We start from the raw sequence: 22,937 nt of genomic DNA on the forward strand, positions 1-22,937 counted from the left end.
GCGCATGAGCGCTCATGCGCCGACCAACCCTACGTTCGGCTGATCCCGCGACTGTGCCTACGGTCGAGCAGCTCAGAACGCCAGCCGCTCCACGACCCACCACAGGGCCACCGCCGCGATCACCGCGCAGCCGGCGCCCAGCGTCCAGCGGGCCGTCCGCGGCGCCCGCACCCGCAGCAGCACCAGCAGCGGGAACACCGCCGCGATGATGCCGAGCTGCACCGCCTCGATGCCCATGTTGAACGACAGCAGCGACCACAGCAGGGTCCACGACCAGGCCGCGTCGATCCCGAGCGCCCCCGCGAACCCGACGCCGTGCACCAGCCCGAAGAGGAACACCACGGGCAGCCGCCACCGGTCCCACGCACTGCGCTCCTCGCGGCTCCCGGCCGGACCTCTCCAGCGCAGGGCGTCCCGCACGGGACCGGCCGCGTGAGCGCCCCGCCGGATCAGCACCAGGTCGACCACCGCAACGACCGCGATCGACGCCGCGATCACCGGCTCGACCACGATCGCCGGCACGGACACCACGCCCAGGGCCGCGAGCAGGAACGTCACCGAGTGCGCCACGGTGAACGCCGTTGCCGTCCACACGACGTCGCGCAGCCGCCGTGCGCCGATCAGCAGCGCCAGCAGGAACAGCACGTGGTCGATGCCGAACAGCAGGTGCTCGCCGCCCAGCACGAAGAACTCGCCGACCTGCTTGAGCAGCCGGTGCTCCCCCGTCGTCAGCGTGGGCGACGCCGCGGTGAGCACCGCCGAGCCGTCCTCCTCGTCGAGCGAGTACCGGATGATCGTCTCGGTCGAGTGCACGAACGACTCGGCGTCCGGGAACAGCGCGCTGGAGACCTCGTGCACGCCCTCGGGCTCGCCGTCGCACGCGAACGTGTAGGTCAGGGAGGCGTACGGCCGCTCCCCCCGCTCCACGAGGTCGACGCCGGAGAGCGCAGGCGCGCACGGCTCGCCGTCGTACCTGACCGCGAAGCGGTCGGTGACGTACCCGTCCACCTCGGCCTCGTGCTCGTCGAGCTGGGCGAGCTGGTCGTCCCGGCCGGTCGCCTCGTACGCCTCGGCCCGCAGCCAGGCGGACTTCATGAGCAGGTCGTACTCCAGGTCGAGCACGGCCACGACGTCCGGACCGCCGTCCTCCGGACCGGAGGACGACGGCGCCGTGGTCACCTCGGCGTAGACGTCGCTCGTGGCGTCGTGGGCCGAGGCGACCTGCCCCACGGCGGGGCTGCTCAGTACTGCGAGCAGCCCCGCCAGGGCCACGGTGCGTCCGCGGAGAGGACCGAGCCTCAACGCCGCGCCGTGGTGAAGTACGCCGGCGACGCCGTCGTCGTGCCGCCGCCCGGGGTGCGGGCAGTGACGAACCAGGCGTACGTGCGGTCCGGCTTGAGGCCCGACCACTTCACGGAGGCGACCTCACCGGAGGCCACGGTGTCCCGGCCGATCTCGTCCACCGGATCGTAGAGCACCACCGAGTCGGTACTGAACGACGTGGTGCGGGAGGTCAGGTCGACCGGCAGCACCATGTTGTCCTCGAGCCCGTTGTACCGGTGCTCGGTGTCGTACTCCGTGGCGCCGAACTCGCCCAGCAGCGGCGAGTAGGTGTCGATGGAGACCTCACCGCGGTCGACGTCGAACTGCAGCATGCGGAAGAACGACGCGCCGAACTGGAGCTGGTCGGTGGGCTTGTACCCGCCGATCTCGGTGAGTCCGAGCTGGCCGGCGGACACCGTGTAGAACTGGTAGTCCGCGAGCAGCTCGACGACGCCGCCGCCGATGTCGCCGACCACGGGCGGGCGCACGTTGGTGCCCACGCCGTGCCGGTGCCCGGCGAGCACCATGAACACGTTCGGGTTGTCCTTGACGAGCAGGTTGTACAGCAGCGGCCCGTCGGACCCGCCGAAGTTGGCGCCGCGCCCGTCGGGCGACGCGGACGGCTCCAGGTAGTCGTGCGTCAGCAGGATGCCGTTGCGGTCGGAGTACCGGTCGAAGATCGAGGCGGCCCACTCGGCCTCGTCACGCGTGACGCCGTAGGACAGGCCCACCACCACGAAGTCCAGGCCGCCGGCCGAGAACAGGTCGTAGTGGTTCTCGTTCGAGCCGGGCTCCATGACGCCGCCGTAGGACGCGTCCTCCCAGCCCTCCTCGAGCCCCTCGTACCGGTCCGGACCGAAGTACTGGTTGTAGAGCGTCGCGTCGGTACCGGACTGGTTGTCGTGGTTGCCCGCGACCACACCGTTCGGGATGCCCGCGGCGTCGATCCGGGCCTGCGCCTGCGACGCGAACTCGAACTCGCCGATGACCTGGTCCTCCATCTCGGGCGGGAACGCCCGGATGTTGTTCTCGACGATGTCGCCGGTGTGCGCCACGTAGGCGATCTTGCGCTCGTCGGCGTTGTCGACGATCCAGTCCATGACGCCGTTGTAGCCCTGCGCCCAGACGGCCCGCTCCTCGGCGGTCTCCTGCTCCACGGCACCCTCGGTCAGGTACTGGGTGTCCGTGTAGTGCACCATCGAGAAGTCGTAGTCGTCCGGGTCGTCGAACCGGTCCTTGTCACCGGCGTCGAGGTCGTCGGCGAAGGGGTCCTCGCCCGTGACCATGGCGTGCACCGCGCCGCGGTCCACGTAGTCGCGGGACACGGTGCCCTCCAGCACGGTGCCGCCCTCGACCGCGCCGCGCGCAGAGGCGACGACGTCCCAGGTGTCGGTGTCCGGGTTCCAGGCCCGCAGGCTGACCAGGCGCGCCGGGTCGGCGGTGCCCTCCCAGCGCAGCACCGGCGCCTCGACCTTGCCGCGGACGGGCACGTCGAACCGCTGGTAGGTCACGTCGCCCGACGCCGGGGACGTGACGGACTTCCCGTCGCCCGGCTCCAGCGCCTTGGTGCTCAGGTTCTTCTGGCCGCGCACGTCCAGGGTGGTCGGCACGGCGCCCGTGCTGCCCTGCCACGCCTTGTTCGGGGTGAGGATCTCCGCGGCGGAGAAGCGCGCGGTGACGTCGCCGCCGTCGGGCGCGGCCACCGTCGCCTTCAGCGTGGCGGTGCGCCCCACTCCCTCGGTGCCCGACGCCGGCGCGACGTCCGCCGGCACGTCCGGGATCCCGGCGCTCACGAAGTCGATCTCGTGCGTGACGTCGTTGCCGAGGCCGTCCGTCGCGGTCACCACGAGGGTGTGCGCGCCGGCGGGCAGGCCCGGGCCGACCGGGTCGCCCACGGCGATCTTGTCGCCGTCGAGCGTGACGTCGGGGCCCTCGACCACACCGGAGGCGTCCTCGACGGAGACCGCGAGCGGCACCGCCGAGGTGAGCCGGTCGCCGTCCGCGGGGGTCGCGGAGACCAGCGCCGGGCCGGAGTTGTCGGTGAACAGCGCGCGGGTGGCGGTCTCGCCCGTGGTCGAGGTCGCCCCGAGCTCGTGCTCGCCGTCGGACAGGGTGGCGGTGTCGACGTCGGCGCGCAGGCCGCGCGCGGGGGCGTCGACCGTGAAGGTGACCGTGATCTCGCGCAGGGCGGTGCCGCTGGAGCCGCAGGTGCCGTCGCCCATCGCGTAGGAGGGCTTGAGCCCGACGCCGGTCGCGGTGCCCGCGGCGGGCGTCAGCGCGAGGTTCGAGATCGTGAAGTCGTCGCGGTTGCAGTCGCCCGCGAAGGTGCCGGTCACGACCTTGACCGTGTTGTCGCCGGGGCGCAGCCAGTCGTTCGGGACCGGGACGTCGGCGCGCTGGCTCGCGTACGAGCCGCCCAGCGGCATCTCGATGCCGTTGACGACCAGCAGGTTCGCCGCCTTGCCGTCGACGGCGTTCGAGCCCACGTTGAAGGAGAAGGCCGCGTCGCCCGCGCCGAGCGTCTCGGTGGTCTCGACGGCGTCGCCGTCGACCGTGAGCTCCGCGGTGCCGCCCTCGCCGTCGGCCGGGCGGGCGCCCGTGACGGTGACGGTGCCGTTGGCCAGCGTGCCGTCGACCGGCGAGAGGCGCGGCGCGCCGGCGGGCGCGTTGTTCACGCGGACGCGGTGCGCCGTCTTGTCGCCGGACGCCGTGCGGGCCTCGATCGTGTGCGCGCCGTTGGTCAGCGTGGTGGTGTCGAGGTCGGCACTCAGGCCGGTGGTGCCCTGCGGGTCGCCCTGGACGAAGAACGTCAGCTCGGCACGCAGCAGGAGGCTCGTGTTGCTGCCGCAGGTGCCGTCGCCGAACGAGTAGGTGTACTCGTTCTCCTCACCGTCGGCGAGCTCGCCGAGGGGCGCCAGCGTGAAGTCCGACAGCACGAAGTCGTCGTGGTTGACGCCGCAGTCGGAGTCGATGGTGCCCACCACGACCTCGACCGTGTTCTCGCCGGTCACGAGGTACTCGTCGGGCACCTCGAGCTCGACGCGCTGGCTCACGGCGTCGGGCAGGTAGATGGGCTCCGAGCCGTTGACCGACACGTAGTTCTTGTACCGCGCCTCGGTCGAGTTGGTGCCCACGGTGTAGCCGAGCACCGACGTGCCGAGGGTCTCCGTGGCGCCCGGGACGTTCTTGCCGTCGACGGTCAGGCGCGTGACGTCGTCCCCGGGGGCGACGGGCTCGGCCGCGACGGGCACGGTGCCCTCGAGGAACTCGCCGTCGTCGGGAGTGAGGATCGGGGCGCCCGACGTCGGGGCCTCCGGCTGGTGCGGGGCCGACGCCGTCGTGCCGGTGTCGGGACGCGCGGTGTCCGCGGGGGCGGCTGACGACGACGTCGCCGCCCAGCCCGTCATGGCGAGCGTCGCGGCCGTGACCGCCGCGACGAGGCCGGCCTGCTGCCGGCCCCGCTGTTTCCTGGTGACTGGCCGCATGGCCGTCCTCCCTATGTTCCGTGAGGTGGACGGCTCCGAGCACGCCCGGGGGACAAACCTGGCCGGGCCGGATGAACTCCACGGGTGCACAAGGCAACAAACGGACAAATTGTGGGTACCCACGAGCCCTACGCTCGGACCATGACGAACCACGACGAGGAGATCCGGCTGTGCTGCCTGCTCTGGGCGCAGCCGGGCCAGGAGGCGGGCCTGGCGGCCTACGAGGACAAGGTGCTGGCCCTGGTCCCGGAGCACGGCGGGGTGGTGCTGCAGCGTGCGGCGTCCGACGGCGCGGCCGGCCGGCCGCACGAGGTCCAGCTCTACCGGTTCACCGGGCAGCGGGAGCTCGACGGGTACCTCGCCGACCCTCGCCGCACCGCGCTGACGGAGGAGCGGGACCGGGTCGTGGCGCGGACGGAGCTGTTCCCGGTCGAGCTGCTCTGACCAACTGGTCCCGGAACGACGAAGGCCCCCACCGTGGTGGGGGCCTTCGTCATGCTGTGCGCCATCATGGACTCGAACCATGAACCCGCTGATTAAGAGTCAGCTGCTCTGCCAATTGAGCTAATGGCGCCTGCGACGGAAAGATTACCAGGGCTTCGGACCCTCGGCGCACCACTTTCTCCGCCTCGCGACAACCCCCGTCACCACCCCTGGAAGGGGGGTATCGGACCGTCGCGTTGGTGCGCCATCTAGGACTTGAACCTAGAACCCGCTGATTAAGAGTCAGCTGCTCTGCCAATTGAGCTAATGGCGCGCAACGGAGAGAAACACTACCAGGACCAGGGGCGTCATCGGTAACCGAACGAGCGGGCCCGCCCTGTGAACTGCACGACAGGCCGGCCCCGTCCCCCGGGGCACGGCCCGCCGGCCTACAGGTAGAGCCCGGTGGAGCCGTCCGCCTCGTCGCTCTCGGCGACGCCGTGCACGTCGCGCTCGCGCAGAAGCACGTAGTCCGTGCCGCCCAGGTCCACCTCGGCGCGGTCCTCGGGGTCGAACAGGACGCGGTCGCCCACGTCGACCTGCCGCACGTGCTCCCCCTTGGCGACGACCTTGGCCCAGGCGAGCCGCTTGGGGCCGACGGCGGTGGCCGGGATCACCAGGCCCGCCGTCGACTGGCGCTCCGCGGAGTCCGTCTCGGGCTCGACCAGCAGCCGGTCGTGCAGCATGCGGATCGGGAGATTTCCGGGCTTCGTCACGGAGTCGGTCACGGCGGAGGTGCTCACAGGACAACGCTACGCGACCCTGGGGCAGGACGATCCCGTCGAGCGAGGTAACGCAGGGCTACCGGTGCTACCTCTCCGTCACCCCTCCGGGCGGCACGGTCGCACCGGGGAGAGCCGGGGAAAAGGACTACCGTTACGGGCATGACGACTCGCCTCGAGCCCGGGGACAAGGCTCCCGACTTCACCCTCCCGACCGCCGACGGCGCCTCCGTCAGCCTCGCCGACCTGGCGCAGAGCACCGACAAGGGCGTCATCGTGTACTTCTACCCGGCCGCCGCGACGCCGGGCTGCACCAAGGAGGCGTGCGACTTCCGCGACTCGGAGGCGTCCCTGCTGGGTGCCGGCTACGCCGTCGTCGGCATCTCGCCCGACAAGGTCGCGAAGCTGGCCAAGTTCGCGCAGGACGAGACGCTCACCTTCCCGCTCGCGTCCGACGAGGACCACGCGACGCTGGAGGCGTACGGCGCCTGGGGCGAGAAGCAGAACTACGGCAAGACGTACGTGGGCGTCATCCGCTCGACGTTCGTGGTGAACCCGGACCTGACGGTCGCCGAGTCGTTCTACAACGTGAAGGCGACGGGCCACGTGGCCCGGATCCGCAAGGTGCTGGGGCTCGACTCCTAGTGGGATCGCCGGCCGACCTGCTCGACCTCGACGCCGAGCTCAGCGACACCGAGCTCGCGACGCGCGACCGCGTGCGGGAGTTCGTGGACCGCCGCGTGCGCCCGGACATCGCGCGCTGGTTCGCCGACGCGCACTTCCCGCGCGAGCTCGTCCCCGAGCTGGGCGAGCTCGGGGTGCTCGGCATGCACCTGCACGGCTACGGCTGCGCGGGGCGGTCCGCCGTCGAGTACGGGCTGGCGGCCCAGGAGCTGGAGGCCGGCGACTCCGGCATCCGCACGTTCGTCTCGGTGCAGGGCTCGCTGGCGATGTCGGCGATCCACAAGCACGGTTCCGAGGCGCAGAAGCAGCAGTGGCTGCCGCGCATGGCGACGGGCGAGGTCGTGGGCTGCTTCGGGCTCACCGAGCCCGGCGCCGGGTCCGACCCGGCGAGCATGACCACGCGCGCCCGCTTCGAGCCCGGCTCCGAGGGCGGGGACGCCGGCGGGGAGTGGGTCCTGGACGGCGCCAAGCGGTGGATCGGCATGGCCTCGTTCGCCGACGTCGCCATCATCTGGGCGAAGGTGCGCGAGCCCCAGGCCGACGGCGGCGAGCGGGACCGCGTGCGCGGGTTCGTCGTGCCGACGTCGACCCCCGGTTTCGCGGCGGTGCCGATCGAGCCCAAGCTGTCGATGCGCGCGTCCGTGCAGTGCGACGTCACGCTGGCGGGCGTGCGGCTCCCGGCGGACGCGATCCTGCCGGAGCACCCCGGCCTGGCCGGGCCCTTCGCCTGCCTCGACGAGGCGCGCTACGGCATCGTGTGGGGCGCGGTCGGCGCGGCCCGGGACGCCTTCGAGGACGCCCTGGCCTACGCGCAGGGGCGCGAGCAGTTCGGCACGCCGGTCGCGGGCTTCCAGCTCACGCAGGCCAAGCTCGTCGACATGGCGCTGGAGATCACCAAGGCGCAGCTCATGGCGCTGCGCCTGGGCCGGCTCAAGGACGCCGGGCGGCTTGAGGGGCACATGATCTCGGCGGGCAAGCTCAACAACGCCCGCATCGCGATCGAGGTCTGCCGCGCCGCCCGGACGGTGCTGGGCGGCAACGGCGTGACCCTCGACCACTCGCCGATGCGGCACGCCAGCAACCTGGAGTCGGTGCGCACCTACGAGGGCACCGACGAGGTGCACACACTGGTGCTGGGCCGGCACCTCACGGGGATCGCCGCGTTCCGCTGACCTGCCCGCTCACCTGCACGTAGACTGAGCGCCGCGCGCGAGTGGCGTAATTGGCAGCCGCGCCAGGTTTAGGTCCTGGTGTCTTCGGACGTGGGGGTTCGAGTCCCCCCTCGCGCACCCCGTGTTCCCCGGCGCCCCCTGGTGCCGGCCCTGCCGCGTCAGCTCTGCTGCGCGGCGATGTCCTTGCGGACGGTGTCCATGTCGAGACCGCGGACGGCCTCCACGACCTCGGCGAGGCCCTTGGCGGGCAGCGCGCCGGCCTGGCGGAAGACGAGCACGCCGTCCCGGAACGCCATGAGCGTCGGGATGGACGTCACCTGCGCGGCGGCCGAGATGCCGGGGTTCGCGTCGGTGTCGATCTTCGCGTGCACGATGTCCTCGTTCTTGTCCGAGGAGGCCTCGAAGACGGGCCCGAACATCTTGCACGGCGGGCACCACGTGGCCCAGAAGTCCACGAGGACGATCCCGTTGTCGCTGACCGTCTTCTCGAACGTGGCGTCGGTGATGTCGACAGTTGCCATGTCACGCTTCCTTTCGTTGGGCGTCTACCTGGTAGAGCACAGCCCCACCCTCTGCTATTCCAGGAGGGCCGGTTCGGCGGTCCGTGTCACATTCGGGTACCGATCGGACGGCGCGGGTCAGGCACCGCTTCGCCCGAACTGGTAGAACGGACCCGTGACGGACACTGCCGACTACCCTGCCGACGATTTCTACCGCGAGCCTGCCCCGGTCTCGGGCTGGATGACCGACGAGGACCTCGCCGTGGTACGCGCGCAGCTCCCGCTCGTGTACGTCGACGCCGTGCCGGTGCGCGTCGACGACTCGGGCGACGTGGTCGCCGTCGGGCTGCTGCTGCGCGTGAACCCGCAGGGCGTGATGACCCGGGCCCTGGTCTCGGGCCGCGTGATGTACCACGAGCGCCTCCGGGACGCGCTGCTGCGGCACATCGAGAAGGACCTCGGGCCGGTGGCCCTGCCGCAGGTGCCGCCGTCGCCGCAGCCGTTCACCGTCGCCGAGTACTTCCCCACCCCGGGGATCACCGCGTTCCACGACCCGCGCCAGCACGCGGTGTCGCTCGCGTACGTGGTGCCCGTGACGGGCGACTGCCGCCCGCAGCAGAACGCGCTCGACCTCGCCTGGCTGACGCCGGAGGAAGCCTGCGCCGACGACGTCCAGGCCGAGATGATGAACGGGCAGGGCATGCTCATCAAGCAGGCGATGGCCCACGTGGGCCGGCTGCCCTAGCGGCCTCGGCCCGCCTGCGTCAGGTCCAGGACCGGCCAGTCCTCCAGGTCCGAGCGCATGCGGCGGTCGTGCGTCGCGACGACGACGGCGCACGGCGTCACCTGGAGGGCGCGCGTCAGCTCGTCCACGAGGTCGATCGACAGGTGGTTCGTCGGCTCGTCGAGCAGCAGCAGGTGCGGGGCGTGCAGCAGCGCCCGGGCCAGCTCGAACCGGCGGCGCTGCCCCGCGGACAGCTCGGCGAGCGGCCGGTCCAGGTCCTCCTCGCTGAGCAGGCCGAGGCCCGCGACCGGCACCACGTGGTCGGGGTCCAGCTCGCCCGAGGAGAGCAGCCGCAGCGCCTCGTCGGCGTAGGTCTCGAACCCGGTCCGCAGGCGCGCCTTGCCGGTGATCGGCTCGCTCTCCTGGCCGACGACGCCGATGCGCGCGCCGGGCGCGACGTTCCGGCTCCCCCGGTCCAGCTCCAGCGTGCCGGCCAGGGCCGCGAGCAGCGTCGACTTGCCTGTCCCGTTCGGCCCCACCACGAGCAGGCGGCCCGACGGCGGGATCGCCACCCGGGTGCCGGGCAGGTCCAGGCGGGCGCCGTCGTCGCCCGCGGCGGCCGGGGCGGATCCAGCGGGGAAGTCGACGCGCGGCGACCGGACCTCGACGACCGGGTTGCTCGGGTCCCAGCCCGGCGACATCGCCGGCAGGTCGGGGAAGCCCAGCTCGACCGGCGGGGCGGGCACCTCGATGGCCTCGGCCTCGAGCTTCTGGACCAGCCGGTCGGCGGCCTTGACGTGGATGCGGGCGCGCGTGGCGCGGCGGTGCTTCTGCGAGCCCTTGCCCGGGCGCCACTCGTCGGACAGCCCCTCGTAGGACTCGTCGAGCCGCTCGGCCAGGGCCGCGGCCCGCTTGCGCTCGGCGCGGTAGCGCTGCCGCCACCGGTGCAGCGCCTGGGTCTTGGCGAACCGGTAGGCCAGGTAGCCCGGCTGGCCGTAGAGCACGGGCTTGCCGTCCCAGGACGGGTCGAGGTCCAGGATCGCGGTGGCGACGTCGTCGAGCAGCTCGCGGTCGTGGGTGACCAGGACGACGCCGCCGCGCCAGGCGACGAGCTCGCCGGTGAGGAACTCGATGGCGGAGTCGTCCAGGTGGTTCGTGGGCTCGTCGAGCAGCAGCAGGTCGGCGCGCTCCGCGAGGCGGCAGGCCAGGCGCACCCGGAACCGCTCCCCCACGCTGAGCTGGTCGAGCCGGCGGGCGGGGTCGCGCGGGGCGCCCAGGCGCGTGAGGGCCACCTCGACGCGGCGGTCGGCGTCCCACACCGCGAGGTGCTCCGCGAGCGAGAGGGTGCGCTCCAGCACCGCGAGGTCGCCCGAGGCGTGGTCGAACGCGGCGGCCGCGGCGTCCAGCTCCGCGGCGGCGGTACGCAGCCCCGCCAGGGTCCCGGCGATCAGGTCGCCGATGGTCTGGCCCGGTCCGGGATGCAGCTCCTGCTCGACGAGCGCGACGCTGCCCTGCCGACGCACCTCGCCCGACTTCGGCAGCAGGTCACCGGCCAGCAGGTGCAGCAGCGTGGACTTGCCCGACCCGTTCTCGCCGACCACGCCGAGGCGCCCGCCCTGCGACACCGAGAAGCTGACGCCGTCCATGACGGGCCGCCCGGGATAGGCGAAACCGAGGTCCTGGGCGACGAGGTGCATCCGCCCAGCCTACGGGGGACCGCTGCCGACGCCGAAGTCGGGGGCACCTAGGATGCGCAGGTGAGCACTTCTCGAACCCCGGTCTGGCCCGCGGCCGTGGCCGACGCCGTCGCCGTCCTCGTCTTCACGGTCGTCGGCATCACGTCGCACGACGGGTCGCTCGTCGCCGCGCTGGGCCGCGTGGTGTGGCCGTTCGCGCTGGCCGCCGCGATCGGCTGGGCCGTGGCCCGCGCGTGGCGCGACCCCTCGCGTGTCTGGCCCACCGGCGTGATCATCTGGGCCGTCACCGTGCTCGGTGGCCTGGCGCTGCGCGGCCTCTCGGGCGGCGGGCTGGCGTGGTCGTTCGCTCTGGTCACCGCGATCTTCCTGGCGATCACGATGCTCGGCTGGCGCGGCCTGGTGACGGGCATCCGCCGCGGCCAGGCCCGCGCGGCCGAGAGCTGACGGGCGCCTGGTCCGACCGAGACCATGCATCTGCTGCCAGAGCGAGTCCCGTTCTGGCAGCAGGTGCATGGTCGAGCGCGGCCGGGCAAGCGCGCCGAGCCGAGTACGCCCAGGCGAGCGTGCCTCAGCCGCGGAGCGCCTCGACGACCAGCGGGGCCAGCGCGCGGAACGCCTTGCCGCGGTGGGAGATCGCGTTCTTCTCGTCCGGGGTCAGCTCCCCGGCCGTCCGCCGGCCGGGGCCGTCGACCAGGGTCTCGGCGGACGGCCCCGCGAACAGCGGGTCCTCCTCCGGGACGAGGATCGGGTCGTAGCCGAACCCGTTGGCGCCGCGCGGCGCCGTCGCGAGCACGCCCCGCATCTCGCCGAGGCGCACCTCCTCGCGCCCGTCCGGCGTGACCAGCGCGGCCGCACACACGAAGCCGCCCTGGCGGTGCTCGGGGCGCACGTCCCCGAGCTGGCCGAGCAGCAGGTCCAGGTTCGCCAGGTCGTCCCCGTGCTTGCCGGCCCAGCGGGCCGAGAAGATGCCGGGGGCCCCGCCCAGGACGTCCACGGCCAGGCCCGAGTCGTCGGCGACGGCGGGCAGGCCGGTCGCGGCGCACACCGCCCGCGCCTTGATGAGCGCGTTCTCGGCGAACGTCACGCCGTCCTCCACGGGCTCCGGCGCCCCGACCTCGCCGGAGGTCACCAGCTCGCCGTCGGGCAGGTCCAGGCCCGACTCGGCGAGGATCGCCCGCAGCTCCACGACCTTCTTGGCGTTATGCGTGGCGAGCACGATCCGGGCGGCGGACGGCACGGTCAGGGCGGTCATGCCCCGATCTCCCGCGCGAGCGCGTCCTGCTGGATCTTGGTGAGCTCGGCGGTGCCGCCCACCGCGAGGTCGAGCAGGGCGTCGAGCTCGGCGCGGTCGAACGGCGCGTGCTCCGCGGTGCCCTGCACCTCGATGAACTTGCCGCCGCCGGTGACCACCACGTTCATGTCGGTCTCGGCGCGCACGTCCTCGACGTAGGGCAGGTCGAGCATGGGCGTGCCGTCGATGATGCCGACCGAGACCGCGGCGACGGAGTCGGACAGCACCTGCTTGCCGCCCTTGACGTGCCCGTGGCGGCGGCCCCACGCGATGGCGTCGGCGAGGGCTACGTAGGCGCCGGTGATCGCGGCGGTGCGGGTCCCGCCGTCGGCCTGCAGCACGTCGCAGTCCAGCACGATCGAGTTCTCGCCGAGCGCGCTCATGTCGACGACGGCGCGCAGCGAGCGGCCGATCAGCCGCGAGATCTCGTGCGTGCGGCCACCGATCTTGCCCTTGACGGACTCGCGCTGGCTGCGCTCGTTGGTGGCGCGCGGCAGCATCGCGTACTCGGCGGTGACCCAGCCCTCGCCGGAGCCCTTGCGCCAGCGCGGCACGCCCTCGGTGAACGAGGCGACGCACAGCACGCGTGTGCGGCCGAACTCCACGAGCACCGAACCCTCGGCCTCGTCGAGCCATCCCCGGGTGATCTTCACGGGGCGGAGCTGGTCGGTGGCGCGCCCGTCGGCGCGCACGATCTGGTCGGTGCTGGAGGTCATGCGCCCAGCCTAGGTGCTGCGACCTGGCGCCCGACGGCGGCCCGGGACGGGCCCCGCCGGGCACCCCGACGGGCGACGGACATTTCGCCTGCCGGAAAGAACCCCGCTGACCTGCCGGAACGTGGCGCGCGTCACGCACAGCGCGTGGCGCTGGTAACGGTTCCGACACGATCACGTCGCTAGGCTTCACCCCGTGAACGACGCGCCCATCGGGATCTTCGACTCCGGCCTCGGCGGCCTCACGGTCGCGCGCGCCATCCTGGACCAGCTGCCCAACGAGCAGGTCCGGTACCTCGGCGACACCGCGAACAGCCCGTACGGGCCCAAGCCGATCGCGGCGGTGCGCGCCATGGCGCTCGACGCCATGGACCGGCTCATGGCCGACGGCGTGAAGATGCTGGTCATCGCGTGCAACACCGCGTCGTCGGCGATGATGCGCGACGCGCGCGAGCGGTACGAGCAGCGCCACGGCATCCCCGTGGTCGAGGTGATCCTGCCCGCCGCCCGGGCCGCCGTGACCGCCACCCGGACCGGCCGCATCGGCGTGATCGGCACGCGCACCACGATCCGGTCGCGCGCGTACGACGACGCCTTCCACGTCACCCCCGGCCTGACGATCACCAGCAAGGCCTGCCCGGAGTTCGTGCGCTTCGTCGAGGAGGGCCGCACGTCCGGCCCGGAGGTGCAGAAGTTCGCCCACGAGTACCTCGACCCGGTCAAGGAAGCCGGCGTCGACACGCTCGTGCTGGGCTGCACCCACTACCCGCTGCTCGCGGGCGCCATCTCCTACGTCATGGGCGAGGACGTCACGCTGGTCTCCAGCGCGGACGAGACCGCCAAGGACGTGTACCGCACCCTCGTGGCGCACGACCTGGAGCGCTCGCCCGACGGCGGTGCACCGGTGCACCGCTTCCTCACGACCGGCGACCCCGCCCCGTTCGGGCAGCTGGCCAGCCGGTTCCTCGGCCCCGAGGTCTCCCTCGTGGAGGCCGTCTGATGCGCCTCATCCCCCTGGGGGTCTCCGGCTCGTTCCCCGGTCCCGCCACCCCCGCGTCGTCGTACCTGGTGCAGGTCACCGCGGCGGAGTCGGCCACGGCCGGCTACGAGGCGCGCGACTGGAACGTGCTGCTCGACCTCGGCAACGGCGCGTTCGGCGCCCTCCAGCGGCACGTCGAGCCCCGGCTGCTCGACGCCGTCTCGATCTCGCACCTGCACCCCGACCACTGCGCGGACCTCGCGGGTCTGTACGTATATCTGCGCTACCACCCCGAGCACGGGTCGCTGCGCGCCGGCCGCCGCAACGGTCCGCTCCCGGTCTACGGGCCGTCCACCACCGAGCGGCACGTCGCCCTGTCCTACGGGCTGAGCGACGGCGAGTCCATGGAGAACGACTTCGACTTCCGCTCCTGGGCCGACCACAAGCAGATCGAGGTCGGGCCGCTGACGATCGAGCCGCACCGTGTGTTCCACCCGGTGGAGACGTACGGCGTGCGGGTGACCGGCCCGTCGTCGGCGGGCGGGACCGCGACCCTGGCCTACACGGGCGACACCGACGCGTGCACCTCCGTGGTGGACCTCGCGCGCGACGCCGACCTGCTGCTCAGCGAGGCGGCGTTCCTGGAGGGGCGCGACGACGTCGTCGAACGCGGCATCCACCTCACCGGCCACCGCGCCGGGCAGGTGGCGACCGACGCCGGCGCCCGCCGGCTGCTGCTCACGCACCTGCCGGTGTGGAACGACCCGGAGGACTCGCTGGCCGAGGCGCGCGCGACCTACGCGGGCCCGGTCGACGTGGCGGTCCCGGGCACGGTCTACGAGATCTGACCCGGCCTACGCCAGGGGGCGCTTGCCCCGCAGCTCGGCGAGCATGACGTCCATCAGGGTCTCCTGGGCGTAGCCCGCCGCGACGAAGACCCCGGACCAGAACCGCCGGGCGGCCCGGCCGTCGGTGGCCACCGGGATCTCGCGGCCGGCCTGCCGGTCCCACATGATCTCGTCGGTGAGCTGCATGACCTGGTCGTCGGTCTTCAGGCCGAGCCGCTCGGCGATGACGAGCCGCACGTCCGTGAGCGCGCCGGCGAACTGCTCGGCGTCCTCCCGCGGCACCCGCACCGGGGGCGGCGCACCGTGCCGGCCCACCGTCGAGGGCGCGTCGTCGCCCGAGGGCAGGTCCAGGAGCGCGGCGAACGCCTCCAGGCGGTCCACCTTGGCCTGGGCGACGTCGTTCTGCGTGAGCCGCCGGAACTCGTCGGCGATGTCCGTGTCGTCCTTGCTCGCGTCCGGCAGCAGCCGCTGCGCCGCGGGGTCCGTCGGGATGCGCCCGACACCGGTCACGCCCGTGAGCCGCGCGAGGTCGGCGTCGGTCAGCTCGTCCGGCGCGAGGAGCCCGTTGGCCCAGGCCTGTCCCTTGCCCGGGGCATGGTGCGACGACGGACCGGGCTCGCCGCCGTCGGAGAACAGGTCCAGGCCCGCCTCCTCGCGGAGCATCGCGGAGACGTCGCGTGCCACCTTGGCCAGGACGACCCGCTCCACCGGTTCGAACCGAGCCTCGTAGCCCCGCCGCATGGCGCGGAACGGCGTCATGCGGCTCCCCGAGCGCCCGACTCCTGCAGCGTCGCCCACAGCCCGAACCCATGCATCGCTTGCACGTCCACCTCCATGCGCTCGCGCCCACCGCTGGACACGACGGCGCGACCGTTCTTGTGCACCTGGGTCATGAGCTGCTCCGCCTTGGTGCGCGGGTACCCGAAGTAGCTCTCGAACACGTAGGTGACGTACGACATCAGGTTCACCGGATCGTTCCAGACGATCGTCACCCACGGGTCGGCGATCCCGGAGGCGAGCGCCTCCTCGGTGTCCTCCTCGACGGCCGTCCCGGCTGACCCCATGGGCACGAGCAGCGGCAGCGGGGAAGTTGTCACAGGTCTCACTCTAGGCTGTTTCGTCCCTGGACTGGACACCCCTGTCCGAGATTCGCCGGAAGTTGTCGCCGGGCTGTGACCTCCGGCCACCGGTCGGTCACGACGGGTTCACGCAGCGGTCCTCGCGCAGGTCGGACCGCTCAGTAGCGGCGGTCGGCGAGCCGGAGGTCCACCGTCGGGATGGCCGGGTCGCCCTTGGACAGCCGGCGCGCCCCGCGCGGCAGCTCGGCGCGCACCATGCCGTGGTTGATCGCGGCGTTCGCGACGCCGTACGGGCCCACCCAGCGCGAGTCGACGGCGCCGTCGACCACCAGCGGCGCGAGCAGGGGCCGCAGGTCGTCGCTCTGCGGCGTCCACTCCGCCACGGCGGTGTCCGGGCCGGTCACCATGATCTCCTCGATGGCGTAGCCGTCGCGGCCGTAGCGGCGCGCGGCCGCCTTGCGCCCGCCCACGGACGCCTTGTTCGCCGACGCCTTGGCCACCGGCTGCAGGACACCCGACGCGTCGGCGCGCGCCACCAGCTTGTAGACCATGCCGCAGGTGGGCGCGCCCGACCCGGTCACGAGCGACGTGCCGACGCCGTAGACGTCCACCGGCGCCGCGGCCAGCGACGCGATCGCGTACTCGTCGAGGTCGGAGGTAACCACGATCTTGGTGTCCCGCGCGCCGAGCGAGTCGAGCTGCCGGCGCACCTCCCCCGCCAGCCCGCCGAGGTCGCCCGAGTCGAGGCGCACCGCGCCCAGCCCGGTGCCCGCCACCTCGACGGCGGTCGCCACACCCTGCTTCACGTCGTAGGTGTCCACGAGCAGCGTGGTCCCGGGGCCGAGCGAGGCGACCTGCGACGCGAAGGCCTCCCGCTCGCTGTCGTGCAGCAGCGTGAAGGCGTGCGCGGCGGTGCCGATGGTGTCGAGCCCGTAGCGCATGCCGGCCTCGAGGTTCGAGGTGCCGGCGAAGCCGCCGATCACGGCGGCGCGCGCGGCCGCGACGGCGGCCTGCTCGCTGGCCCGCCGGGAGCCCATCTCCAGCACCGGCCGGTTGCCGGCCGCGCTCGTCATCCGCGACGCCGCCGACGCCACCGCCGAGTCGTAGTTCAGGATCGACAGGATCAGGGTCTCCAGCAGCACGGCCTCGGCGAACGTGCCCTCGACCTGCAGCACGGGCGAGCCGGGGAAGAACACCTCACCCTCGACGTAGCCCTGGATGGTCCCGGTGAACCGGTAGTTCGCGAGGTAGTCCAGCGTGCGGCGGTCCACCACGGCGTTCTGCTCGAGATACGCCAGCTCGGCGTCCTCGAAGACGAAGTGTGGCAGCGCTTCCAGGACGCGGCCGGTCCCGGCCAGGACGCCGTAGCGCCGGCCTGCGGGCAGGCGCCGCGTGAACACCTCGAAAACGCAGTGCCGGTGGGCCGTGCCGTCGGCCAGGGCCGCCTGGAGCATGGTCAGCTCGTAGCGGTCGGTGAGCAGGGCCACGGACGGACGGACCGCCGGGAGGGGTGCGGCAGGGAGCGGCCGCGGTTCCACGACACCGTTGTCGAGCGCAGGCCACGAGTCGGTGAGCGGAGCGCCGATGCTCCGAAGCTCGTCGGTCATGCACTCACGGTAGGCCAGAGAACTGGCCTGGGCCGGGCGAATACGGCCATGTCGGGCTCCTGTCTCACCATGCGGATCGTCTCGCTCTCCTGCTACTTCTGACCGACGAACCAGCGCCGCACCTGCGCCACGCGGGCGGTCAGCTGATCGGCCGTCGCCAGCGGCACCTCGGGCCCGCCGCACTTGCGGCGCAGCTCGGTGTGGATGATGCCGTGCGGCTGCCCGCTGCGCTTGGCCCACGCGGAGACGAGCTTGGACAGCTCCTTGCGCAGCTCCGCCGCGCGCCGGTGCTCCTGCTCCGACCGCTCCGCCTCCACCTCGCGGGCCGACGGCGCCCCGCCGCGCGCCTTGAGGTGGTCGGCCTGGCGCTGCCGCAGCAGCGTCGCCACCTGGTCGGGCTCCAGCAGGCCGGGCAGGCCGAGGAAGTCGAGCTCCTCCGCCGAGCCCACGTCCGCCCCCGCGCCGAACTCGCCGCCGTCGAACAGGACGCGGTCGAACGAGGCCTGGGCCTCGAGCGCCTGGAACGAGCCCAGCAGCTCGCCCGACGCCTTCTCCTCCTTGTTGGCCTCCGCGATCAGCGCGGCCTCCGGGTCGTACTCGATGCCCTGCTCCTCGGCCGTGCGCGGCCGGTCGAGCGCGTGGTCGCGCTCCTGCTCCATCGAGTTGGCCAGGTTCAGCAGCGGCGCGACGCTCGGCAGGAAGATCGACGCCGTCTCGCCGCGCTTGCGCGCCCGCACGAACCGGCCGATCGCCTGCGCGAAGAACAGCGGCGTCGAGGCGCTCGTGGCGTACACGCCGACGGCGAGCCGCGGCACGTCCACGCCCTCCGACACCATGCGCACGGCGACCATCCAGCGGTCCTCGCTCTGCGCGAACTCCTCGATGCGCCCCGAGGCGCCCTCGTCGTCGGACAGGACGACCGTGGGGCGCTTGCCCGTGATCTCGTGCAGGTGCGCGGCGTAGGCGCGCGCGTTGTCCTGGTCGGTGGCGATGACCAGGCCGCCGGCGTCGGGCACGGTGCGACGCACCTCGGTCAGGCGCTTGTCCGCGGCCGAGAGCACCGACGGGATCCACTGCCCCTCCGGGTCCAGCGCGGTGCGCCACGCCTGGCCGGTCATGTCCTTGGTCATGGCCTCGCCGAGGCGGGCACTGATCTCGTCGCCCATCTTGGTGCGCCAGCGCATGTCGCCGGCGTAGGACATGAACAGGACGGGCCGGACGACGTGGTCGCGGAGCGCCTCGCCGTAGCCGTAGGTGTAGTCGGCCTTGGAGCGGCGGATGCCCTCGGCGTCGGCCTCGTACTGGACGAACGGGATCGCGGACGTGTCGCTACGGAACGGGGTGCCGGTCAGCGCCAGCCGGCGCTCACCGCCCTCGAACGCCTCGCGGACGGCCTCGCCCCAGCTCAGGGCGTCGCCACCGTGGTGCACCTCGTCGAGGATCACCAGGGTGCGCTGCGCCTCGGTGCGGGCACGGTGCAGCGCCGGCTTGGCCGCGACCTGGGCGTAGGTCAGCGCGACGCCGTCGTAGTGCGAGCCGTGCCGGCCCTGCGAGTTCTTGAAGTGCGGGTCGATACGGATGCCCACGCGCGCGGCGGCGTCGGCCCACTGGGTCTTGAGGTGCTCGGTGGGCGCCACGACGGTGACCCGCCGGACGATGCCCTGCTCGAGGAGCTCGGTGGCGATGCGGAGCGCGAACGTCGTCTTGCCCGCGCCAGGGGTGGCGACGGCCAGGAAGTCCCGCGGGTTCGACACGCGGTACTGCTCCAGGGCCTCCGCCTGCCAGGCGCGCAGGCTCGACGCCGTGCCCCAGGGGGCGCGACGTGGAAAGGCAGGGCTGAGCGACGAAGCGGCCGCAGACGACGGTGTGTGGGGCAGCTGCTGCGGCTGGCTCGTCACTTGGTGGAGTCGCCCTCGCCGCCGTCCTGCGGGTCGCGGAGACCGTCGTAGATCTCCTTGCACCGGGGACACACCGGGAACTTGCCCGGGTCCCGGCCCGGAACCCAGACCTTGCCGCAGAGCGCGATCACTGGCTTGCCGCTCATGGCGGACTCCATGATCTTCTCCTTGCGCACGTAGTGCGCAAACCGCTCGTGGTCTCCCGGTTCGGTCTCCTCCCGGGTCTCCTCGCGCTCGAGGACGCTCGTACCGCCCTGCGTACTGGGCTCGTCCTGCGGGCTGGAGAGTGGTTCGGTCATGCACCCGAGTCTACGCGGGACCACCGACACCGACTCCAGCGGCGCGCGCTCCGGACCAGGCCGAAAGGTCCCGTTCCGACCTCACGTGACGGCCCGCCGCGCGCCGCCGCGCGGGATCCCGCGCCGTCTGACGCGCGGAATTCCTTGCGGTCGTGTCGGTGACCCCCGCTATAACTGTCTGCATGTCATCTTCCCGCCCTGAGAGGAGCCTCACTCTGCCCGACGACGGCGCCGTCCCCGCGACCGATCTCGCCGCGACCCTGTCCACCGTCCTGTCGGACGACCCCATCCCCCGCGGTGCGCCCGACCCGGTCTGGCCCGACTTCGGCGACCACGACGAGGCCGCACGGCGCGCCGTCGCCGCCGTGGCCGCGATGCTCGGCCGCCCGGTCCCCGACCGCCCCCGCGAGCCCCGCACGTCCAGCGAGTGGCTCGGCCGCCTGTGGGAGGTCGACGAGAGCACGCTCGTGAACGTCTCCCGCGACATGTCGCGCACCCTGCAGCGGCTGCACGCGTACGCGCTGCAGCGCTGGGTGGACCGGCACCCCGACGACGTCGCCGTGTTCGGCCCCGGCGGAGCGCCGCAGCGCGCGGCCCTCGACCTCGGCAACGGCACCTCGGTGAGCGTGCCGGCCGTCGCGACCGTCCACTTCCCGGCCGGGACCGCCTACGGCACGCCCGTGGCCGTCGAGGTCGCCTACCGGTACGGCACGCCCACGATCACCGCGTTCACCCCGCCGGGCGGGCTCGCGCTCGCCGAGCAGGTCCTGGCGGACCTGACCCGCACGCTGGAGGCGGACCACCCCTACCGCGGCGGTGTGCTGTCGGCCCGGCCCGGCAACGGGACCGTCGAGCTGACGCCGGTCAAGCACACGGTCCAGGTGCGCGGCGACGTGGTGCTGCCCGCCGACCTGTGGCGCGAGGTGGACCTGTTCTGCTCGAGCGTGACCACCCGCCGCGACGCGCTGCGGGCCCTGGGCCACACCACGTCGCGCGGCCTGCTGCTGGCCGGCAGGCCCGGAGTCGGCAAGACCAAGCTGACGCGCGTGATCGCCACGGAGCTCGCGGGGCCGCTCACGGTCGTGCTCGTCACCGCCGAGGTGCTGCGCACCTGGATGACCGAGCTGTACGAGGAGATCCGCGGGCTCGGCCCGTGCCTCGTCGTGCTGGAGGAGATCGACTCGGTGGCCTCGAAGGGCTCGCGCGGCGACACGTCGTTCGCCGAGTTCCTGGACGCCCTGGACGGCACCCGCAGCTCGGACGACGTGCTGACGGTCGCGACCACGAACGACCCGGACGCCCTGGACCCGGCGGTGAAGCGGCCCGGCCGCTTCGACACCATCATCGAGGTGCCGCCGCCGGACCAGGTGGGGCGCACGGCGATCCTCCGCCTCTTCCTGCCCCCGGACGCCGCGGTGGACGTGGACCTGATCGCCTCGTACCTGGACGGCGCCACGGGCGCGGACCTGCGGGAGGTCGCCCGCCGCTCCATCCTGGAGCACGGACCGGAGGGCCTCACGACCGGCCGGGTCGCCGACGTGGCGACGTCGGGCCGGTGGAAGCCCGCCCCGGTCGCGGGCAACTACCTCTGACGTGTCAGACGCTCAGGTCACCCGAGGGACCTGAGCGTCTGACAGGTGGTCACAGGCCCTGCCAGTCCGGCTTGTCGGCGTAGGTCTGCCGGTAGTAGTCGCCGAGCTGCAGGCGGGAGGCGGCCGCGTCGTCGACCAGCACGGTCGCGTGCGGGTGCAGCTGCATGATCGTGGCGGGCCACATCGCCGAGACCGGGCCCTCCACGAGCTGGTGGACCGCCTCGGCCTTGGCCCGCCCGGACGCCAGCAGCACCAGGTGCCGCGCCGACATGATCGTGGCCAGGCCCTGGGTCAGGCAGTGCCGGGGCACGTCGTCGACGGACCCGCCGAAGAACCGCGCGTTGTCCTCGCGGGTCTGCTTCGTCAGCGTCTTGATCCGCGTACGCGACGCGAGCGAGGAGCCCGGCTCGTTGAACGCGATATGGCCGTCCGTGCCGATCCCCAGGATCTGCAGGTCCACGCCCCCGGCGTCCGTGATCGCCTGCTCGTAGGCGGCGCAGGCCGCCGGGAGGTCGGACGCCAGCCCGTCGGGTCCCTGCACCGCGCCGGCGGGCAGGTCGACGCGGGCGGCGAACTCCTTCTCGATCACGTTCCGGTACCGCTCCGGGTGGTCCGCGCTCAGCCCGACGTACTCGTCGAGCATGAACGCCCGGGCCCGCGCGAACGAGAGCCCGTCCTTGTGCCGGGTGGCCAGCTCGTCGTACACCGCCAGGGGCGAGGACCCGGTGGCCAGGCCGAGCACCGTCTCCGGGTTGCTCCGCAGCAGGCCCTCGACGGCGTCCGCCGCCAGCCTCGCCAGCTCGGCCGCCGGCGCGATCACGACCTCCATCAGCTCCTCCTTCCCAGGACCGCGGCGCCCACCGCCGCGACCGGAACGTGCGTCGGCGCCAGACTGACCCGCTCGGCCAGCTTGAGCGAGCCGAGGAACGACGACACCTTGGCCTGCTCGCGCAGCGCGTCCTGCACCGCGTCCAGCAGCTCGGTGCCGAGCTGGGCCACGCCGCCGCCGAGCACGACGTGCCGCACGTCGGTGGTCAGCACCAGCAGCCGCACCGCGGACGCCGTGGCGGCCGCGAACCGGTCCTTGACCGCGACGGCCTCCTCGTCGCCCGCACGTGCCGCCTCGAACAGCTCGACCGGGGCGGGCTTGCCGCGCCGCGACGGCCACGCCGCCTCCAGCGCCTTGCCCGAGGCGAACCGCTCCAGGCAGCCCCGCTGCCCGCACGGGCACTCCGGCCCGAGCGGGTCCACGGGGATGTGCCCGATCTCGCCGGCCGCGCCGCTCGCGCCGCGGCGCAGCTCGCCGTCCAGCACCAGGCCGGACGCGAGGCCCGTACCCAGCGCGAGGAACGCGAGGTCCTCGTGCTCCGGGGTCCCGCCGGCCTGGCTCTCCGAGCGCTCCAGCACGTGCGCGGCGCCGACGGCGGCCACGTTGAGGTCGTTCTCCACCACCACGGGCACGCCGCCCAGCGCCAGGGAGAGCAGGTCGGCGAGCGGCAGCTCGTCGTCGTGCACCCCCAGGTTGACCGCGTGCTTCACGGTGCCGGACACGTGGTCGACGATGCCGGGGATGCCCAGCCCGACGCCGACCACCGCCCCGAGCTCCACCCCGCCGGACTCCACCACGTCCCGCACGGCGCCCGCCGCACCGGCGACCAGGCCGTCGGCCCCGTGCACCGTGGACCGGCGCACCGTGGCGACCACCTCGCCCGCCGGGTCGAGGAGCGCGCCGAGGATCTTGGTGCCGCCGATGTCGAGGCCGACCGTGTACTCGGGCGCGGCAGCCCCTTGCCGCTTGCCGACCTTTCCCATCCCGACCTCTCGCTTGCTGGAACCACCCT

The 22,937-nt window shown here is 72.9% G+C and carries 22 protein-coding genes and 3 tRNA genes; 9 read left to right on the forward strand and 16 right to left on the reverse strand.

The genetic code is table 11. The annotated features are described in order from the left end of the window. Nucleotides 1-72: 72 nt before the first annotated feature. A complete protein-coding gene (locus ACFU5G_RS04480; RefSeq protein WP_377241203.1) occupies nt 73-1,302 on the reverse strand; it encodes a HupE/UreJ family protein in 1,230 nt (409 codons plus the stop codon). After that, complete coding sequence (locus ACFU5G_RS04485; RefSeq protein WP_377241205.1) at nt 1,299-4,808, reverse strand: metallophosphoesterase; 3,510 nt, start codon at nt 4,806-4,808, stop codon at nt 1,299-1,301. Before ACFU5G_RS04485 ends, ACFU5G_RS04480 begins: the two co-directional genes overlap by 4 nt. Before the next feature lie 141 nt (nt 4,809-4,949). Between ACFU5G_RS04485 and ACFU5G_RS04490 the strand changes: the two genes are divergently transcribed. Continuing rightward, nucleotides 4,950-5,252, forward strand: a complete 303-nt coding sequence (locus ACFU5G_RS04490; RefSeq protein ID WP_377241206.1) for a hypothetical protein — start codon at nt 4,950-4,952, stop codon at nt 5,250-5,252. Nucleotides 5,253-5,309: 57 nt separating this feature from the next. Here the strand turns inward: ACFU5G_RS04490 and ACFU5G_RS04495 are convergent. The 3 genes from ACFU5G_RS04495 to ACFU5G_RS04505 form a co-directional block, all read right to left on the reverse strand. Next, a tRNA-Lys gene (locus ACFU5G_RS04495) sits at nt 5,310-5,382 on the reverse strand. 107 nt (nt 5,383-5,489) lie between these two features. Next, a tRNA-Lys gene (locus tag ACFU5G_RS04500) sits at nt 5,490-5,565 on the reverse strand. Nucleotides 5,566-5,680: 115 nt separating this feature from the next. After that, a complete protein-coding gene (locus tag ACFU5G_RS04505; protein WP_377241308.1) occupies nt 5,681-5,977 on the reverse strand; it encodes a GroES family chaperonin in 297 nt (98 codons plus the stop codon). 198 nt (nt 5,978-6,175) lie between these two features. Between ACFU5G_RS04505 and bcp the strand changes: the two genes are divergently transcribed. From bcp to ACFU5G_RS04520, 3 genes are all read left to right on the forward strand, one after another. Then, nucleotides 6,176-6,658, forward strand: a complete 483-nt coding sequence (bcp, locus tag ACFU5G_RS04510) for a thioredoxin-dependent thiol peroxidase (protein ID WP_377241208.1) — start codon at nt 6,176-6,178, stop codon at nt 6,656-6,658. After that, complete coding sequence (locus tag ACFU5G_RS04515) at nt 6,658-7,869, forward strand: acyl-CoA dehydrogenase family protein (RefSeq protein ID WP_377241210.1); 1,212 nt, start codon at nt 6,658-6,660, stop codon at nt 7,867-7,869. Before bcp ends, ACFU5G_RS04515 begins: the two co-directional genes overlap by 1 nt. A gap of 35 nt (nt 7,870-7,904) precedes the next feature. Further along, nucleotides 7,905-7,986: transfer RNA gene (locus ACFU5G_RS04520), tRNA-Leu, on the forward strand. A 41-nt stretch (nt 7,987-8,027) separates the two neighbouring features. On the opposite strand, the gene trxA is transcribed toward ACFU5G_RS04520, so the two are convergent. Continuing rightward, nucleotides 8,028-8,390: a thioredoxin gene (trxA, locus tag ACFU5G_RS04525; RefSeq protein ID WP_377241212.1), complete on the reverse strand. Its 363-nt coding sequence runs from the start codon at nt 8,388-8,390 to the stop codon at nt 8,028-8,030. Nucleotides 8,391-8,544: 154 nt separating this feature from the next. Here trxA and ACFU5G_RS04530 point away from each other — a divergent pair, with 154 nt between their 5' ends. Next, complete coding sequence (locus ACFU5G_RS04530; protein WP_020013270.1) at nt 8,545-9,114, forward strand: NUDIX hydrolase family protein; 570 nt, start codon at nt 8,545-8,547, stop codon at nt 9,112-9,114. On the opposite strand, the gene ACFU5G_RS04535 is transcribed toward ACFU5G_RS04530, so the two are convergent. After that, nucleotides 9,111-10,790 (reverse strand): ATP-binding cassette domain-containing protein, encoded by a 1,680-nt coding sequence (locus tag ACFU5G_RS04535; RefSeq protein ID WP_377241214.1) that lies wholly within the window; start codon nt 10,788-10,790, stop codon nt 9,111-9,113. The two genes, ACFU5G_RS04530 and ACFU5G_RS04535, sit on opposite strands and share 4 nt — an antisense overlap. A gap of 60 nt (nt 10,791-10,850) precedes the next feature. Here ACFU5G_RS04535 and ACFU5G_RS04540 point away from each other — a divergent pair, with 60 nt between their 5' ends. Next, nucleotides 10,851-11,234, forward strand: a complete 384-nt coding sequence (locus tag ACFU5G_RS04540) for a DUF3054 domain-containing protein (protein WP_377217954.1) — start codon at nt 10,851-10,853, stop codon at nt 11,232-11,234. Between the two features lie 124 nt (nt 11,235-11,358). On the opposite strand, the gene ACFU5G_RS04545 is transcribed toward ACFU5G_RS04540, so the two are convergent. Continuing rightward, a complete protein-coding gene (locus ACFU5G_RS04545) occupies nt 11,359-12,042 on the reverse strand; it encodes a non-canonical purine NTP pyrophosphatase (protein ID WP_377241216.1) in 684 nt (227 codons plus the stop codon). After that, nucleotides 12,039-12,797 carry a ribonuclease PH gene (gene rph, locus ACFU5G_RS04550; protein WP_377241218.1) on the reverse strand — a complete coding sequence of 253 codons (759 nt, stop codon included), beginning with the start codon at nt 12,795-12,797 and terminating at the stop codon, nt 12,039-12,041. The genes ACFU5G_RS04545 and rph overlap by 4 nt, the downstream gene beginning before the upstream one ends. Before the next feature lie 193 nt (nt 12,798-12,990). Here rph and murI point away from each other — a divergent pair, with 193 nt between their 5' ends. Together murI and ACFU5G_RS04560 are read left to right on the forward strand one after the other, a co-directional pair. Further along, nucleotides 12,991-13,794, forward strand: a complete 804-nt coding sequence (murI, locus tag ACFU5G_RS04555) for a glutamate racemase (protein WP_377241220.1) — start codon at nt 12,991-12,993, stop codon at nt 13,792-13,794. Next, nucleotides 13,794-14,621: an MBL fold metallo-hydrolase gene (locus ACFU5G_RS04560; RefSeq protein WP_377241222.1), complete on the forward strand. Its 828-nt coding sequence runs from the start codon at nt 13,794-13,796 to the stop codon at nt 14,619-14,621. Before murI ends, ACFU5G_RS04560 begins: the two co-directional genes overlap by 1 nt. Before the next feature lie 6 nt (nt 14,622-14,627). Here the strand turns inward: ACFU5G_RS04560 and ACFU5G_RS04565 are convergent, their stop codons facing one another. From ACFU5G_RS04565 to ACFU5G_RS04585, 5 genes are all read right to left on the reverse strand, one after another. Beyond that, the gene (locus ACFU5G_RS04565; RefSeq protein ID WP_377241224.1) at nt 14,628-15,380 is read right to left on the reverse strand and encodes a DUF2017 family protein; all 753 of its coding nucleotides are present in this window, start codon (nt 15,378-15,380) and stop codon (nt 14,628-14,630) included. Beyond that, the gene (gene clpS, locus ACFU5G_RS04570) at nt 15,377-15,685 is read right to left on the reverse strand and encodes an ATP-dependent Clp protease adapter ClpS (protein ID WP_377241310.1); all 309 of its coding nucleotides are present in this window, start codon (nt 15,683-15,685) and stop codon (nt 15,377-15,379) included. The genes ACFU5G_RS04565 and clpS overlap by 4 nt, the downstream gene beginning before the upstream one ends. Nucleotides 15,686-15,858: 173 nt before the next feature. Continuing rightward, a complete protein-coding gene (locus tag ACFU5G_RS04575; RefSeq protein ID WP_377241226.1) occupies nt 15,859-17,307 on the reverse strand; it encodes a nicotinate phosphoribosyltransferase in 1,449 nt (482 codons plus the stop codon). 92 nt (nt 17,308-17,399) lie between these two features. After that, a complete protein-coding gene (locus tag ACFU5G_RS04580) occupies nt 17,400-19,205 on the reverse strand; it encodes a DEAD/DEAH box helicase (RefSeq protein WP_377241228.1) in 1,806 nt (601 codons plus the stop codon). Beyond that, nucleotides 19,202-19,504: a DUF3039 domain-containing protein gene (locus ACFU5G_RS04585; RefSeq protein ID WP_377241230.1), complete on the reverse strand. Its 303-nt coding sequence runs from the start codon at nt 19,502-19,504 to the stop codon at nt 19,202-19,204. The genes ACFU5G_RS04580 and ACFU5G_RS04585 overlap by 4 nt, the downstream gene beginning before the upstream one ends. A 182-nt stretch (nt 19,505-19,686) precedes the next feature. On the opposite strand from ACFU5G_RS04585, the gene ACFU5G_RS04590 reads away from it, so the two are divergent. Further along, nucleotides 19,687-21,096 (forward strand): AAA family ATPase, encoded by a 1,410-nt coding sequence (locus tag ACFU5G_RS04590; RefSeq protein WP_377241232.1) that lies wholly within the window; start codon nt 19,687-19,689, stop codon nt 21,094-21,096. Nucleotides 21,097-21,145: 49 nt separating this feature from the next. Here the strand turns inward: ACFU5G_RS04590 and nagB are convergent, their stop codons facing one another. Both nagB and ACFU5G_RS04600 read right to left on the reverse strand, forming a co-directional pair. Beyond that, a complete protein-coding gene (gene nagB / locus ACFU5G_RS04595; protein WP_377241234.1) occupies nt 21,146-21,925 on the reverse strand; it encodes a glucosamine-6-phosphate deaminase in 780 nt (259 codons plus the stop codon). Further along, entirely contained in the window at nt 21,925-22,908 is a 984-nt protein-coding gene (locus ACFU5G_RS04600) for an ROK family protein (RefSeq protein ID WP_377241236.1), read from the reverse strand. Before ACFU5G_RS04600 ends, nagB begins: the two co-directional genes overlap by 1 nt. Nucleotides 22,909-22,937 lie beyond the last annotated feature (29 nt).

The organism is Promicromonospora sp. NPDC057488, assembly GCF_042802395.1.
In the GTDB taxonomy this organism is placed as follows: domain Bacteria; phylum Actinomycetota; class Actinomycetes; order Actinomycetales; family Cellulomonadaceae; genus Promicromonospora.